The 13,163-nt window shown below is 59.4% G+C and carries 16 protein-coding genes; 6 read left to right on the top strand and 10 right to left on the bottom strand.

All coding sequences use genetic code 11. The annotated features are described in order from the left end of the window. Nucleotides 1–34: 34 nt before the first annotated feature. Genes ACJ8HN_RS04100 through rimJ form a run of 3 tightly spaced genes read right to left on the bottom strand, consistent with a single transcriptional unit; the run spans nt 35 to nt 2,189 of the window. Complete coding sequence (locus tag ACJ8HN_RS04100) at nt 35–955, bottom strand: Gfo/Idh/MocA family protein (protein ID WP_308885827.1); 921 nt, start codon at nt 953–955, stop codon at nt 35–37. After that, nucleotides 948–1,595 (bottom strand): YceH family protein, encoded by a 648-nt coding sequence (locus ACJ8HN_RS04095; RefSeq protein ID WP_033647660.1) that lies wholly within the window; start codon nt 1,593–1,595, stop codon nt 948–950. Before ACJ8HN_RS04095 ends, ACJ8HN_RS04100 begins: the two co-directional genes overlap by 8 nt. Before the next feature lie 9 nt (nt 1,596–1,604). Next, nucleotides 1,605–2,189, bottom strand: coding sequence for a ribosomal protein S5-alanine N-acetyltransferase (rimJ, locus tag ACJ8HN_RS04090; RefSeq protein ID WP_033638511.1), 585 nt, complete (start codon nt 2,187–2,189; stop codon nt 1,605–1,607). Nucleotides 2,190–2,535: 346 nt separating this feature from the next. Here rimJ and mdtH point away from each other — a divergent pair, with 346 nt between their 5' ends. The 5 genes from mdtH (at nt 2,536) to ACJ8HN_RS04065 (ending at nt 7,227) form a co-directional block, all read left to right on the top strand. Further along, the gene (gene mdtH, locus ACJ8HN_RS04085; protein ID WP_033654414.1) at nt 2,536–3,741 is read left to right on the top strand and encodes a multidrug efflux MFS transporter MdtH; all 1,206 of its coding nucleotides are present in this window, start codon (nt 2,536–2,538) and stop codon (nt 3,739–3,741) included. Nucleotides 3,742–3,814: 73 nt separating this feature from the next. Then, the gene (locus ACJ8HN_RS04080) at nt 3,815–4,063 is read left to right on the top strand and encodes a hypothetical protein (protein WP_033634870.1); all 249 of its coding nucleotides are present in this window, start codon (nt 3,815–3,817) and stop codon (nt 4,061–4,063) included. A gap of 127 nt (nt 4,064–4,190) precedes the next feature. Next, complete coding sequence (grxB, locus tag ACJ8HN_RS04075) at nt 4,191–4,838, top strand: glutaredoxin 2 (RefSeq protein ID WP_047571591.1); 648 nt, start codon at nt 4,191–4,193, stop codon at nt 4,836–4,838. A 32-nt stretch (nt 4,839–4,870) separates the two neighbouring features. Further along, nucleotides 4,871–6,511 carry an ABC1 kinase family protein gene (locus ACJ8HN_RS04070; RefSeq protein ID WP_442523103.1) on the top strand — a complete coding sequence of 547 codons (1,641 nt, stop codon included), beginning with the start codon at nt 4,871–4,873 and terminating at the stop codon, nt 6,509–6,511. Nucleotides 6,512–6,663: 152 nt separating this feature from the next. Further along, nucleotides 6,664–7,227, top strand: coding sequence for a lipoprotein (locus ACJ8HN_RS04065; RefSeq protein WP_004927555.1), 564 nt, complete (start codon nt 6,664–6,666; stop codon nt 7,225–7,227). A gap of 56 nt (nt 7,228–7,283) precedes the next feature. Here the strand turns inward: ACJ8HN_RS04065 and yebF are convergent, their stop codons facing one another. The 5 genes from yebF to cspE all read right to left on the bottom strand — a co-directional run bounded on the left by yebF (nt 7,284) and on the right by cspE (nt 10,214). Next, nucleotides 7,284–7,643, bottom strand: a complete 360-nt coding sequence (gene yebF, locus ACJ8HN_RS04060) for a protein YebF (protein ID WP_308414536.1) — start codon at nt 7,641–7,643, stop codon at nt 7,284–7,286. Nucleotides 7,644–7,713: 70 nt separating this feature from the next. Continuing rightward, nucleotides 7,714–8,022, bottom strand: coding sequence for a N(4)-acetylcytidine aminohydrolase (gene yqfB / locus ACJ8HN_RS04055; RefSeq protein ID WP_004927562.1), 309 nt, complete (start codon nt 8,020–8,022; stop codon nt 7,714–7,716). 39 nt (nt 8,023–8,061) lie between these two features. Further along, nucleotides 8,062–8,385, bottom strand: coding sequence for a YebG family protein (locus ACJ8HN_RS04050; protein ID WP_039565715.1), 324 nt, complete (start codon nt 8,383–8,385; stop codon nt 8,062–8,064). Between the two features lie 88 nt (nt 8,386–8,473). Then, nucleotides 8,474–9,856 carry an ATP-dependent RNA helicase DbpA gene (dbpA, locus tag ACJ8HN_RS04045; RefSeq protein ID WP_041035494.1) on the bottom strand — a complete coding sequence of 461 codons (1,383 nt, stop codon included), beginning with the start codon at nt 9,854–9,856 and terminating at the stop codon, nt 8,474–8,476. Nucleotides 9,857–10,004: 148 nt separating this feature from the next. Beyond that, nucleotides 10,005–10,214 carry a transcription antiterminator/RNA stability regulator CspE gene (cspE, locus tag ACJ8HN_RS04040; protein ID WP_004927572.1) on the bottom strand — a complete coding sequence of 70 codons (210 nt, stop codon included), beginning with the start codon at nt 10,212–10,214 and terminating at the stop codon, nt 10,005–10,007. A 246-nt stretch (nt 10,215–10,460) separates the two neighbouring features. Between cspE and purT the strand changes: the two genes are divergently transcribed. Beyond that, nucleotides 10,461–11,639 (top strand): formate-dependent phosphoribosylglycinamide formyltransferase, encoded by a 1,179-nt coding sequence (gene purT / locus ACJ8HN_RS04035; protein WP_060427416.1) that lies wholly within the window; start codon nt 10,461–10,463, stop codon nt 11,637–11,639. A gap of 34 nt (nt 11,640–11,673) precedes the next feature. Here purT and ACJ8HN_RS04030 read toward each other — a convergent pair whose 3' ends face one another. Further along, complete coding sequence (locus tag ACJ8HN_RS04030) at nt 11,674–11,919, bottom strand: YoaH family protein (RefSeq protein ID WP_033634881.1); 246 nt, start codon at nt 11,917–11,919, stop codon at nt 11,674–11,676. A 70-nt stretch (nt 11,920–11,989) separates the two neighbouring features. After that, nucleotides 11,990–12,991 (bottom strand): glycosyltransferase, encoded by a 1,002-nt coding sequence (locus ACJ8HN_RS04025; RefSeq protein ID WP_158692494.1) that lies wholly within the window; start codon nt 12,989–12,991, stop codon nt 11,990–11,992. Nucleotides 12,992–13,163: the final 172 nt, after the last annotated feature.

Genomic DNA, 13,163 nt, shown 5'->3' with positions numbered 1-13,163 from the left:
TACGCATCCGGAAAAGAATAGCTACCGCCATATGTTACATAGAGTTATCCCGCAGCAAACGCTCGACCACCCGCTGGGCGGCCAGCGCCTGTTCGCCGCCGGTTTCCGGCGCGCTCTGATTGGCGACGGCATCAAGGAAATGCCGCACCGCCCCGTCGAAGCCGCGTTGCACCAGCGTGCTTTGCCAGCCCGGCACCGGCTGCTCCAACTCGCCCTGCGCATCTTCACGCAGCCAGTGGCGCATATCGGTCAACTGATACCGCGCGCCGTCGGTCACCGCCTGCACGCTTTCGCGCTGGCTGCCGCCGCGGCGATGCATACTGGTCGTCACCTGCGTGTCGCCGCAGGCGAAGTGATGCTCGGCGTACAGCATTTCACCGGCGGCGTTGGCGCGCAGGCTGCCGCTCAGCAGTTGCTCCCGCCCGCCCGCCAGCCACAGCGCAGTGTCCACCACGTGCAGGTAATCATCCAACAGGGTAAAACGCAGATCGTGCGGGCCGACGCTGTCCGCCCGATGTTTATCCATGCGAATGGAGGCCGGCTGGTTCATTTGCTGTTTGAGCTGCCGGTAAAGCGGCGCGAAACGGCGGTTGAACCCCACCATCAGCGTTTTGCCTCGCCGCTCGGCCAACTCGAGCAACTGCTCACCCTGCTCCAGCGTCTCCGCCAGCGGTTTATCGACGTAAACGTGCACGCCGCGGTTCAGCAGCTCGCCTATCACCGAAAAATGGCTCGCGGTGCTGCTGTGAACAAAGACCGCATCGCACTGTTCGGCCAGGCTGTCCAGGCGGGAGAAACAGGCCATACGGTAGCTGTCGCACAGCGGCTGGGCTTTTTGCTGATTGGGCGAAAAACCGCCCACCAGCGTCCAATCCGCCGCCTGGCCGAGGATTGGCAGATACGCCTTCTGCGCGATACTGCCCAACCCCACCACGCCTACACGCAATTTAGTCATTCGCATCCCTCGCCAACAGCTGTTGCAACTGCCGTTTCAGCTCCGCCACTTCGCTTTCCAATGCGCTGACTCTGGCGCTCAGTTCGCCGTCGTCCTCAGCGTCGAACGCCGCCGGCGGCGCTTCATCAATCTGGCCGCTGAACAGATGCATGAACCGGCTTTCGCGCTTGCCCGGCTCACGCGCCAGGCGCACCACGAACGGGCCATCTTCGCGCGTGGCCAGTTGCTGCAGCACCTGTTCGACCTCGCTGACATCGCTGAACTCGTGCATCCGATTGGTGCGGGTGCGCAACTCGCCCGGCGTTTGCGCGCCGCGCAACAGCAAGGTGGCGATCACCGCCAGTTCGGCAGGCGAGAGTTTCAGCTGGCCGAACTCGGAGTTGCAAAACCGCTGTTCGTACTTCACCACCCGGTTGCCGAACCCGCTGAGGGTGCGCAGGAAATGTTTGCGCAGCAACAGATCGAGCAGTTGCTGCACTTCGCTTTCGCTGAGGTCCATTACCGGTTCGCGGTTGGTTTTTTGATTGCATGCCAGCGTAATGGCATTCAGCGAAAGCGGGTATTGATCCGGTGTCGTGACCTGTTTTTCCAACAGGCAGCCGATAACCCGAGCCTCTCTGGCGTTCAATTCATATTTCATCGTTTGGCCTCAACGTGGGGGTAGCCACTCTTTATTGGTGTATGCCGTCAAAACGTGGTCTTGCCACTGGCCGTCGATCAGCAGGTAATCCTTGGCGTAACCTTCGCGTTCGAATCCCAGACGCGTCAGCAATGCGCCGCTGCGCTGGTTGTGTGGCATATAGTTGGCCATGATGCGGTGCATGCGCTGTTGGCGCAGCATATAGCGGATGGCGGACTGCAAGGCTTCGAACATCAGCCCTTGCCCCTGCCATTTTTCCCCCAGCGAATAGCCGAGGAAACAGGCATGAAACGAACCGCGCAGCACGTTGCTGAAGTTCGCCACGCCGCGCACTTCCTGCTCTTCTGGATCGAGCAGGATAAAATAGTAGGCGCTGCCCTGCTTTTGCATTTCGGTGATCATGCCCAGACGCGCCTGCCAGCCGGAAGGATAACAGTGGCTTTCGTCGCGCACCGGCTCCCAGGGTTTGAGAAAGGCTCGGTTCTCGGCATAATAATCCGCCAGACGGTAGGCATCCCGTTCATTCACTAAACGGACCACCATCCGGTCGGTTGTAAGACGTACTTTTGGCGATGCAGAGCGATAGCCGAACATCATTTCCCCCGCAGTCAAAACGGTTCGATAAGAAGTATTTATTGGGAAGCCGCGTGGATAATTCTCCGGCGCCGATCTGATGCCATGACTTTATTTTGCCAATAGCGCCTCAGAACCGCACTTCCCCGCATTCAATATAACCGTAGCCCGCCCCCGAGGTAAAATCCCGGTCGCTCAGTAAATCGCCGAATACGCGTTTTACGGCGTTTTTCCGCCCATTTTGCAGCACAGGTAACACCTTGACGATAAAAAAATATTATCTACACGCCCCCTGTCGCCGTAGGGGAATTGGGTAGAGAATGGAAGCGTTGTTCCCCCCTCTTTCTTTAATTGCTCATGGTGAAGCATGTCTCTGGTGTCGCAAGCACGCAGCTTGGGTAAATATTTTCTGTTGCTCGATAATCTGCTGGTGGTTTTAGGCTTCTTTGTCGTTTTTCCGCTTATTTCGATCCGCTTTGTCGATCAATTAGGATGGGCGGCACTGATCGTCGGCATCGCGCTGGGTTTGCGGCAGCTGTTGCAACAAGGGCTCGGCATCTTTGGCGGTGCCATCGCCGATCGCTTCGGCGCCAAGCCGATGATCGTCACCGGCATGTTGCTGCGCGCCGCCGGTTTCGCCACCATGGCGATGGCCGATGCCCCCTGGATCCTGTGGTTCTCTTGCGCGCTGTCCGCCCTCGGCGGCACGTTATTCGATCCGCCGCGCACCGCTTTGGTGATCAAGCTGACCCGCCCACACGAACGCGGCCGTTTTTTCTCGCTGCTGATGATGCAGGACAGCGCCGGAGCGGTGGTCGGCGCGCTGATCGGCAGTTGGCTGCTGCAGTACGACTTTCACTTTGTCTGCTGGGTTGGGGCGGCGATCTTCGTGCTGGCCGCCGGCTGGAACGCCTGGCTACTGCCGGCTTATCGCATCTCTACCGTGCGCATACCGATGAAGGAAGGCATGTTGCGGGTCCTGCGCGATCGCCGCTTCCTCACCTATGTCCTGACGCTGACCGGTTACTACATGCTGGCGGTGCAGGTGATGCTGATGATGCCGATCGTGGTCAACGAAATCGCCGGTTCACCGGCGGCAGTGAAATGGATGTATGCGATTGAAGCGGCGCTGTCGCTATCGCTGCTCTATCCGCTGGCGCGTTGGGGAGAAAAACACTTCCGGCTAGAACAGCGCCTGATGGCGGGCCTGTTGCTGATGACGCTCAGCCTGCTGCCGATCGGTCTCGCCACCAGCTTGCAGGGTGTATTCACGCTGATCTGCTGCTTCTATCTGGGATCGATCATCGCCGAACCGGCGCGCGAAACGCTGAGCGCTTCGCTGGCCGATCCGCGTGCGCGCGGCAGCTATATGGGCTTCAGCCGCCTCGGCCTGGCGCTGGGCGGCGCGTTGGGTTATACCGGCGGCGGCTGGATGTACGATACCGGCCGGACGATGAACATGCCGGAGCTGCCCTGGTTGCTGCTTGGTGCAGTAGGCTTCGCTACGCTGCTGGCGCTGTACTGGCAGTTCAGCCCGCGGCGCAGCGCGTCGATGATGCTGCGCGGCGGTTGACGCCATAGAAATCCGGCCGAATCGGCAACAGCTGCTATCCTGTTAGTAAAAACACCCACAGGAGCCCGTCGGCATGAGTGAAGAAGCAAAATTACCGCAACTACTCGAACATATGATACTGAACTTGCGCATGATTTATGCGCGCGCCACCCTGGTGGAGAAGGCGCTGGCCCATATCCTCGCCAGCGACGCCGGCCTGAAAAACGATATTATCAAACAGCTGCAGGTCGTCACCGCCGCCAACGAACGTGACCGAATCGATCTGGATGAAGCTCGCATTCACCTGATCGATGTGCTCAACTCAGTACCGGCCAAGAAATAACGCCCCCTGGCCCGCGCCGATGCGCGGGCAATTTCGCAATAACGCACCATCCAACACACGCACGTCAAGACAGCCTCGATAAGCTGTGGTAACTATTGCTGTTAAAACCTGACAACCCGGAGCAAGCATGAAACTGTTTATTTACGATCATTGCCCATTCTGCGTGAAAGCCCGCATGATTTTCGGCCTGAAACGTCTGCCGATTCGCCTGGTCACGTTGCTCAACGACGATGAAACGACTCCGTTTAACCTGATCGGCCAAAAAATGGTGCCTATCCTGGTCAAAGACAACGGTGAAGCGATGCCGGAAAGCCTGGATATCGTGCGCTATGTCGATGCTCTGGACGGCAAGCCGGTACTGACCGGCCGCACCAACCCGGCCATCGCCGAGTGGCTGCAGCGGGTCGGCGGTTACAGCGCGAAATTGTTGTTGCCGCGAATTGCGCATGCCGATTTCGAAGAGTTTGCCACCGACAGCGCCCGCCGTTACTTTATCGATAAAAAACAGGCGTCAATAGGGGATTTCGCCGAGCATCTCGCCAATAGCGCCGATCTGATCGCCCAGTTGGAAGCCGATCTGCAAGCGCTGTCGCCGCTGATCGTCTCCGCCGACGCGGTGAACGGCGAACTGTCCGAGGACGATATTCACCTGTTCCCGCTGCTGCGCTCATTGTCGATCGTCGCCGGGGTTGCGCTGCCGGATAACGTGGAAGCCTACCGCAACCGCATGGCGCAGCGCAGCGAAGTGCCGTTGCTGCTGGATATGGAACAATAACGTTTGAGCAACCAAAAGGATATGGCGTACTGATGCTGAAAATGGTGCTCGCCACCGCTCGCGATCGGGCGCGGCTGAAGGAAATAACCTCCGTTCTGATCCGTTACGGCCTGCAAGACGTTCTGCGTCTGCTGGGCCTGGGGGCTTTGCTGCGCGGCGCCCGCGCTGGATCCGCCCAACAGGACGCCCAAACCCTGCCTGAGCGGCTGCGCGAAGCGCTCGAGGCGCTGGGGCCTACCTTCGTCAAATTCGGCCAGATCCTGGCCACGCGTTCCGACCTGCTGGATCCGGCCTGGACCGACGAACTGGATCGCCTGCACAACCGGGCGGCAGTGTTGCCATGGGAAACGCTGGCGCCACAGATCGTTGCCGACCTGGGCGGCGAACCCGAGCGGCTGTTCGCCGAATTCGATCGCACGCCGCTGGCGGCGGCGTCGATGGCGCAAATCTACCGCGCACGCCTGCACAGCGGCGAACAGGTGGTGGTGAAAGTGCTGCGGCCCGGTCTGGCGAAAACCATCCACGCCGATTTGCGGCTGCTGGCCTCGCTGGCGGAAACCGTAGAGCAGCAGAGCCCCGCGCTGGCGCGCTATCGGCCGCGGCAGATGGTCAGAGCGCTGGCGACGGCGCTCAATCATGAACTGGATTTGACCCACGAAGGGCATAACTGCGACCGCGTCGCCGGGATGTTCGCCCATCAACCTGACGTCGTCGTGCCCAAAATCTATTGGCAATGGTCTTCTCCGCGCCTGTTAGTGCAGGAATACCTGCCCGGCACCGCGCCGGAAAACCCTCAGCAGCTGGCGGCGGCGGGCTTTGACGGCCCGCTGCTGGCGCAACGCGGCGCCCGCGCCTTTATGAGCATGGTACTGGAGCATCGGCTGTATCACGCCGACCCTCACCCCGGCAACGTCATGGCGCTGAGCGGTGACCGCGTCGGCTTTATCGACTTCGGCATGGTGGGCCAGCTGTCCGAGCGGCGGCGCAACCAGTTGCTCCTGCTGCTGCAGGCCATCGCCGATCGTCAGTCCGAAGGCATCGTCAACACGCTGATCGCCTGGTCGGACAGCGAACCGCTGGATTTGATGGATCTGGAGCTGGCGGCGCAAAACTTTCTCGACAAACAGGCCGCCGCCACTCTGACCTTGGGCAAGGCCCTGACCGACCTGCTGGTGATGGCGCGTGAGCACCAACTGGCGCTGCCGCCCGATCTGGTGCTGCTGTTCAAGGCGTTAATCACCGCCGACGGCGTGCTGCACCGATTGGATCCGGCCTTCGACATCGTCGCCACGCTCAAACCGATGCTGCAACAAACGGTGCTGCAACGCTATGCCCCGGACGCCGTGCGCCAGCGGCTGTTGGCTCTGGGCGGGGAAGCGCTCGACGCCGGAGAAGAACTGCCGCAAACCCTGCGGCTATTGGTTCGCCGTCTGAAACGCGGGCAGCTCAATGCCGATATCAACGTCAGGAACCTCGGTCAGTTGAGCAAAGCGCTGGAGCGCGCCGCCGTCACCCTGGCCATCGCTATCGTCACCGCCGCTTTTGCCCTGGGCCTGGCACCTTATCTGATGCATTCTTCGCTGCGGCTGTGGGGCATTCCGCTGTTCCCGCTGTTGGGGGGCGCGGCCTGCCTGGCCGGCGTGGCGCTCTTGGCGCTGCGATTGCGGCGTTGACGCTTTCGGCGTTATCCGATAGGTGTCGCCCGCTTTTGCGCGCACTATCCCCTGCACATCGCCGCCTGCCGTTTTCAGGGGCAGGCGGAACGTTTATAATGATTAATCAATTATCTGCAGCACTTTTCGCCAGCAGTCGCAATGAGGCATTAATGAAGAAGATCCTGATGGGCGCAGCCGCCCTGCTGTTCGCCGGCGTATTGGCCGGTTGCAATCAACTGACCCAGTACACCCTGAGCGAGCAGGAAGTGAATGATTACCTGCAGAAACACAACGACTATCAGAAGCAGATCGGCGTGCCCGGCCTGGTGGACGCCAACATCGTACTGACGCAGTTGCAAAGCCAGATTGGCCGCAGCGAGCCGGGCAAGGTCACCCTTTCCGGCGATGCCAAGGTCAATATCACGTCGATTCTCGGCCCGCAGGCGGCGGATCTGAAGCTGACGCTGAAAGCGCAGCCGGTTTACGACCGTGCACAGGGCGCCATTTACCTGAAAGACATGGAACTGACCGATTACAGCGTGCAGCCGGAAAAAATGCAGACGGTGATGAAAGCGCTGACGCCATATCTGAATCAGTCGCTGAAGTCTTACTTCGACCAAAAGCCGGCTTATGTGCTGAATCCTGACAACAGCAAAACCGAAGCGCTGGCGAAAAAACTGGCGAAGGGATTGGAAGTGAAACCGGGTGAGTTGGTGATCCCGTTTAGCGACTGACTGCCTCTTGATGCATCAAGCCCGCCGCCAGGCGGGCTTTTTATTGCGGAAAACGATTACTGCAGCGCGCTGTAGGCGATCTCGCCGGTGTTGCAGTTGAGCGTCACGTTGTAGGTTTTATCCGCCTTGGTGCCGCGCACCGTCAGCGGCACCTGCCACACCTGATCCTTGCCGGTGATGGCATCCGGGCTGACCCAGGCGATCGGGGTAGCGGTGCCCAGCAGTTTTTTGTCCGCCTCCCAGCGCGTGATGCGGTTCTGCAAGAAGTCGCGCTTGACCTGGGCGGCGATATCCGCCGGCTGCAGCCCCGCACACTGCCCCACCTTGGCGCTGCGTTGCTCTTGAACCTGCGCCCACACCGCAGTCGATGCTCCCATCATGGCCAACAAGGCGATAGCCAAAGCCGTTTTTTTCATGTGTCCTCCCGTTGTGATTAGCGCTATCCGGGCGCCCATCCCTGGCTCACAACAGGGTTTCGGCAAAGGGTTACCGTTTGACGAACTCGATGACAAACAGCGCATCCAGGCCCGGATAGATTTCCTTGATTACCTGCTTCAGTTCGCCGAGCGACATGTTCTCCTGCTGTGCATGGCGTTCGGTCAGCGCATCCAGGCGCACCGGCGTTACCGACAGCACTTCGATAAAGCAGAAAAATACGCCGTCTTCATTGCGGCTTACGCGCAATACCTCGCCCGGTTCGAAGTGCGACTCACTGGCATCCCGAATGGTGATGGTTTTGCGCCCCGCCAGAATGTCTTGCTCAAAGCGGCTGAAGAAAGTTATTTCACGGCTCATTTTAGATCCTTTTTCATCACAACACCGCAACATAAGCCATTATGCCGCTTGCTTTTCTGACGCAGATCCCTCTTTTGAGTTAGAGACTGCTTTTTTCGCTTTCGCTTCCGTCGGTTTCTTGCCGGTTTCCGCCGGTGATGCGCCGCGCAGGATCAGCCCCAGCGCATCCTTATTCTCCGCCAGGAAGAAGCTCAGCCCTTCGCGCTGTTCGTCATCCAGCTTCAGCGGCGCCTGTTGCAACCACTCTCCGAGGTTATCCGCCAAATCCAGCATTTTGTCGTAGGCGTCGGCTTCTTTCTTGCTCGCGAAAGTCATTTTTTCCTCACCGTTTCTCACCACCACATATTTAACTTCAACCGCCATGCGTGCGTCCTCAAATACTCAAATAACTGTAAATACATACAGTATAAATGGATGGCGGCGGGAAGGCAAACCGCCGCCCGCCTTCGGCTTATTTCAGCAGCCGCACCTTGCAGCTCTTGCCTTTGATTTTGCCCTGTTGCAGCTGTTGCAGCGCCTTGCGCGCGCTGGCTTTACGGATCGCGACATAGGCATGCACCGGGAACATGTCGATTTTGCCCACTTCCGCCGCCGTCAGCCCGGCATCGCCGGTCAGCGCGCCAAGGATATCGCCGGGGCGGATCTTCGCCTTACGGCCGCCGTCGATACACAGCGTCACCATCTCCGCCTCCAGCGAGCCGTTGGCCGCCCCGCTCAGCTCGGACACCGGCGCCCAATCGACGGTCATCTGCAGGTAGTCTTCAATTGCATGCGCCCGCGCCATTTCCTGCGGCGTGCACAGGCTGATCGCCAGCCCGCTCATGCCGGCACGGCCGGTACGACCGATACGGTGCACATGCACTTCAGGATCGAACGCCAGTTCGTAGTTAACCACCAGCTCCAGCTCTTTGATGTCCAGCCCGCGAGCGGCAACGTCGGTCGCCACCAGCACCCGGCAACTGCGGTTGGCGAAGCGCACCAACACCTGGTCGCGATCGCGCTGCTCCAGATCGCCATGCAGCGCCAATGCGCTGATGCCGCGGGCCTCCAGAGCCTCAAGCACCGTCTGACAATCGCGTTTGGTATTGCAGAACACCACGCAGGACGCGGGTTGATGATAACGAATGGCCGACACCAGCAGCGCCGGGCGCTGATCGCGCGTGGTCTCATAGAAACGTTGTTCGATGGCGGTCTGCGCTTCGTCATCGTCCACTTCGACGCTCAGCGGCTGGCGCTGAACGCGTTCGCTGATGCGTTCGATACCCGCCGGATAGGTGGCAGAAAACAGCAGCGTCTGACGCTGCGGCGGCGTGTAGCTGATCACATCGTCGATATCGTCGGCGAAGCCCATGTCCAGCATGCGGTCAGCCTCATCCAGCACCAGCACCTTCAGTTCGTCCAGCAGCAGCGTTTTCTTGCGCAGGTGCTCCTGAATGCGCCCCGGCGTCCCCACCACGATGTGCGGCGCGTGCACCAGCGAATCGAGCTGCGGCCCCATCGGTTGGCCACCGCACAGCGTCAGGATTTTGATGTTTTGCGTGAAACGCGCCAGGCGACGCAGCTCTTTGCTCACCTGATCGGCCAATTCGCGGGTGGGACAGAGCACCAGCGCCTGCGTGGCGACCTGAGCGACGACGATATTATTCAGCAGACCAATGCCGAACGCCGCCGTTTTGCCGCTGCCGGTTTTCGCCTTGGCGCGCACGTCCCGCCCTTGCAGAATGGCGGGCAACGCGGCGGCCTGCACCGGCGTCATTTTGGCGTACCCCAGTTCGTTGAGGTTGGCCAACTGTTCGGCTGGCAGCGGCAGGGAAGAAAAAGAAACTGTGCTCACGGCGATAACTCTATATGACGAATGGAATGGCGGCGCGCCCGCAGGTTGGCGCCGAATCAGCGGCAAATGATAACAGAGATGGGCGGCGTTACGGGCAGAGCGGGCATAAAAAAACCCGCCGGCGGCGGGTTTCTTGGCGGCCCCGTCGTTAAATGGCGACGACGTTGGCTGCGGCTGGGCCACGTTGGCTGTCCTGGATGGAGAACTCAACCTGCTGGCCTTCAGCCAGGGTCTTGAAACCATCGCTAACGATAGCGGAAAAATGAACGAAAACGTCTTTAGAACCGTCGGCAGGCGTGATGAAGCCGAAACCTTTGCTTTCGTTGAACCATTTAACGTGACCAGTGATCTTGCTCATTTGTGTTTCCTTTACTTGATAAACCTGCCTTGACGGCACGAGACGCGAAAACCATGCGATATGTAGGCCTTCTTTCGTCGTCGGTTATTAACGCATAATCGCCCATGCAGGGCAAATATTTCTGCTTGTTATAAAAACAGCAAGTTAGCAACAAACTTGGCGCAGCGGCTGCGCACGCAATCGTTTTCGTATATACTGCCCGCCGATCATCAATCCGCTTACTTTCACCGATCCAGGTACGAAACTATGTTAACGATTGGAACCGCCCTGCGCCCTTCCGCCACCCGCGTTATGTTGCTCGGCTCCGGGGAGCTGGGTAAAGAAGTCGCCATTGAATGCCAGCGCCTCGGCCTGGAAGTGATCGCCGTCGATCGCTATCCCGACGCCCCCGCCATGCACGTGGCGCACCGCAGCCACGTCATTAATATGCTGGACGGTGACGCGCTGAAAGCCGTTATCGAACAAGAGCGGCCGGACTATATCGTCCCCGAAATCGAAGCGATCGCCACCGCCATGCTGGTCGAGCTTGAACGCCAGGGCCACCGCGTGGTGCCCTGCGCCGAAGCCACGCGCCTGACCATGAACCGTGAAGGCATCCGCCGTCTGGCGGCGGAAGAGCTTGGCCTGCCCACCTCCAGCTACCGCTTTGCCGACAGCGAGGCGACTTTCCGGCAGGCGGTCGAGCACATCGGCTACCCGTGCATCGTCAAACCGGTGATGAGTTCTTCCGGCAAAGGACAAAGCCTGATCCGCACGCCTGAGCAGCTGCAAAGCGCCTGGGACTACGCCCAACAGGGCGGCCGCGCCGGCGGCGGCCGGGTGATCGTCGAAGGGCTGGTAAGATTTGATTTTGAAATTACGTTGTTGACCATCAGCGCCGTGGACGGCGTACATTTCTGCGCGCCGATCGGCCATCGTCAGGAGGATGGGGACTATCGCGAATCCTGGCAGCCGCAGCGCATGTCAGCCGCGGCGTTAAGCCGTGCTCAGGCTATCGCGGAGAAGGTGGTGAAGGCCCTGGGCGGTTTCGGCCTGTTCGGCGTGGAGCTGTTCGTCTGTGGTGACGACGTGATCTTCAGCGAGGTGTCTCCGCGGCCGCACGATACCGGCATGGTCACGTTGATCTCACAGGATCTGTCCGAGTTCGCCCTGCACGTTCGCGCATTTCTCGGGTTGCCGATTGGCGCCATCCGCCAGTTCGGCCCTTCCGCTTCGGCGGTGATCCTGCCACAGCTGACCAGCAGCGATGTGCGCTTCGGCGGCCTGGAACACGCGCTGCGCGGGCACAGCCAGCTGCGCCTGTTCGGCAAACCGGAGATCGCCGGGCAGCGTCGCCTGGGCGTAGCGCTGGCGACAGCGGAAACGACGGAACAGGCGGTGGAGCAAGCGAAACAAGCCGCCGCCGCCGTGGCGGTCAACGGCTGATACTCACGGGGCCGCTTACTCGGCCCCGATAACGTCAATAGTCTTCGTCTTCTTCAGCATCGTCATTCCGCGACGCCTCCGGGGCGGCCTCATGCTGCTCGTCTTCATCATCGTCATCGAACAGTACCGCAACCTGAGCGCCCTGATGCTTCTCGCGAATTTCCTGCGCAACGCGAGCAATGGCTTCACCGCTGCTCATGCCCTGCTCCATCAGTTGATGGATGCGATCCGCCGCTTCCTGCTGCTCCGCGTGACTCAGTAATGGCATACCTGCATGCATGTGTCGTTTTCTCCGGCAAAAGGGAGAAGGAGTATACGCGCTAACGCGGCGGATCCCAACGTCTTGTGGCTCAGGCCGGTTGCGAGCAGCCGTTATCGCTGCGCCACTGCTTCAGCCGATGCCGCCACAGCATGACATGCCACCCCTGTTTCAGGCCGCGCGCATTGGAGAACATCGCTCTGTCGATGCCGCGCTGATAGAACTCTTCGGTGATCTGACTCTGGGCAGCCGGATCCGGCTCACGACGAATGCTGTGGCAAATGCCCAGCGCTTCGCGGGTGATTTGCCAATGGAAAGCCGGACGAATGGCGACAGTGCCGGCATAGCGCCGGTTGAGCCGCTCCAGCATCTCGACGATTTTCATATAGTGGCGTTGATAATCCACGTTCGCCTGACCGGTGCGACGACGGTTGCTGATCGATTTGTCGTGCACCCGTTGACGGTACAGCGGCGTGCTTAAATATTTGACCCGTTTGGCATTAAACATGACTTCCGTTGTCCAGGGAATATCCTGGTGATGCAATCCCGGCTCGAAATAAAGCCGATGCTGGCGAATAAAGTCGAGGCGATATATTGCCAGCCATACAACGTGAATAAACTTTCGCGATTTCAACGCACGTTCAAACCACTGTACGCCGGTGATAACGTCGGTGGTGCGCAAACGCGCCTCGGGAAAAATCGGCTGCAATTCATCCTGGCTGGTGAAATAGCGTTCGCCATTGCATTGCATCACGTCTAATTGGTGTTGTTCCGCCTGTTCCAGCAGCGTGGAATACATGTCCGGCGCCAGCACATCGTCGGCATCGGGAAACGCCACATATTTGCCTCGGGCAACGGCGAGCCCGGCATTGCGCGCGTTAGAAACACCGGCATTGGCCTGATCGATCACACGAATATGCGGATGCGCTGCCGCGTAACGGTGTGCGATCTCCCCCGAACCGTCGGTGGAACCATCGTTGACGATGATCACCTCCAACCGCTGCTCACGCTGGGCCAGCAGCGAGGCCAGGAAAGGCTCCAATAATTCCCCCGCATTGTGCATCGGGACGATCACGCTCAGCATTAACGACATAGGCAGCTCTTTAATGATAATGTAACAAAATAATAATTTTACTTTTCTAAAAGACGCATAGGGTTCAGCGCACGCTGAAATAGCGTGACGCCTGCAAATTCCCGCAGCGGCTAATGGAACCGAACCTGTTTTTCTTTATTCAAACCAGCGCTAGAAAGCGCTGAGTAATTAA

This window comes from Serratia sp. CY29653 (assembly GCF_052169255.1).
GTDB classification, from domain to species: Bacteria; Pseudomonadota; Gammaproteobacteria; order Enterobacterales; family Enterobacteriaceae; genus Serratia; species Serratia sarumanii.
This window is presented reverse-complemented; position numbering and strand designations above follow the sequence as displayed.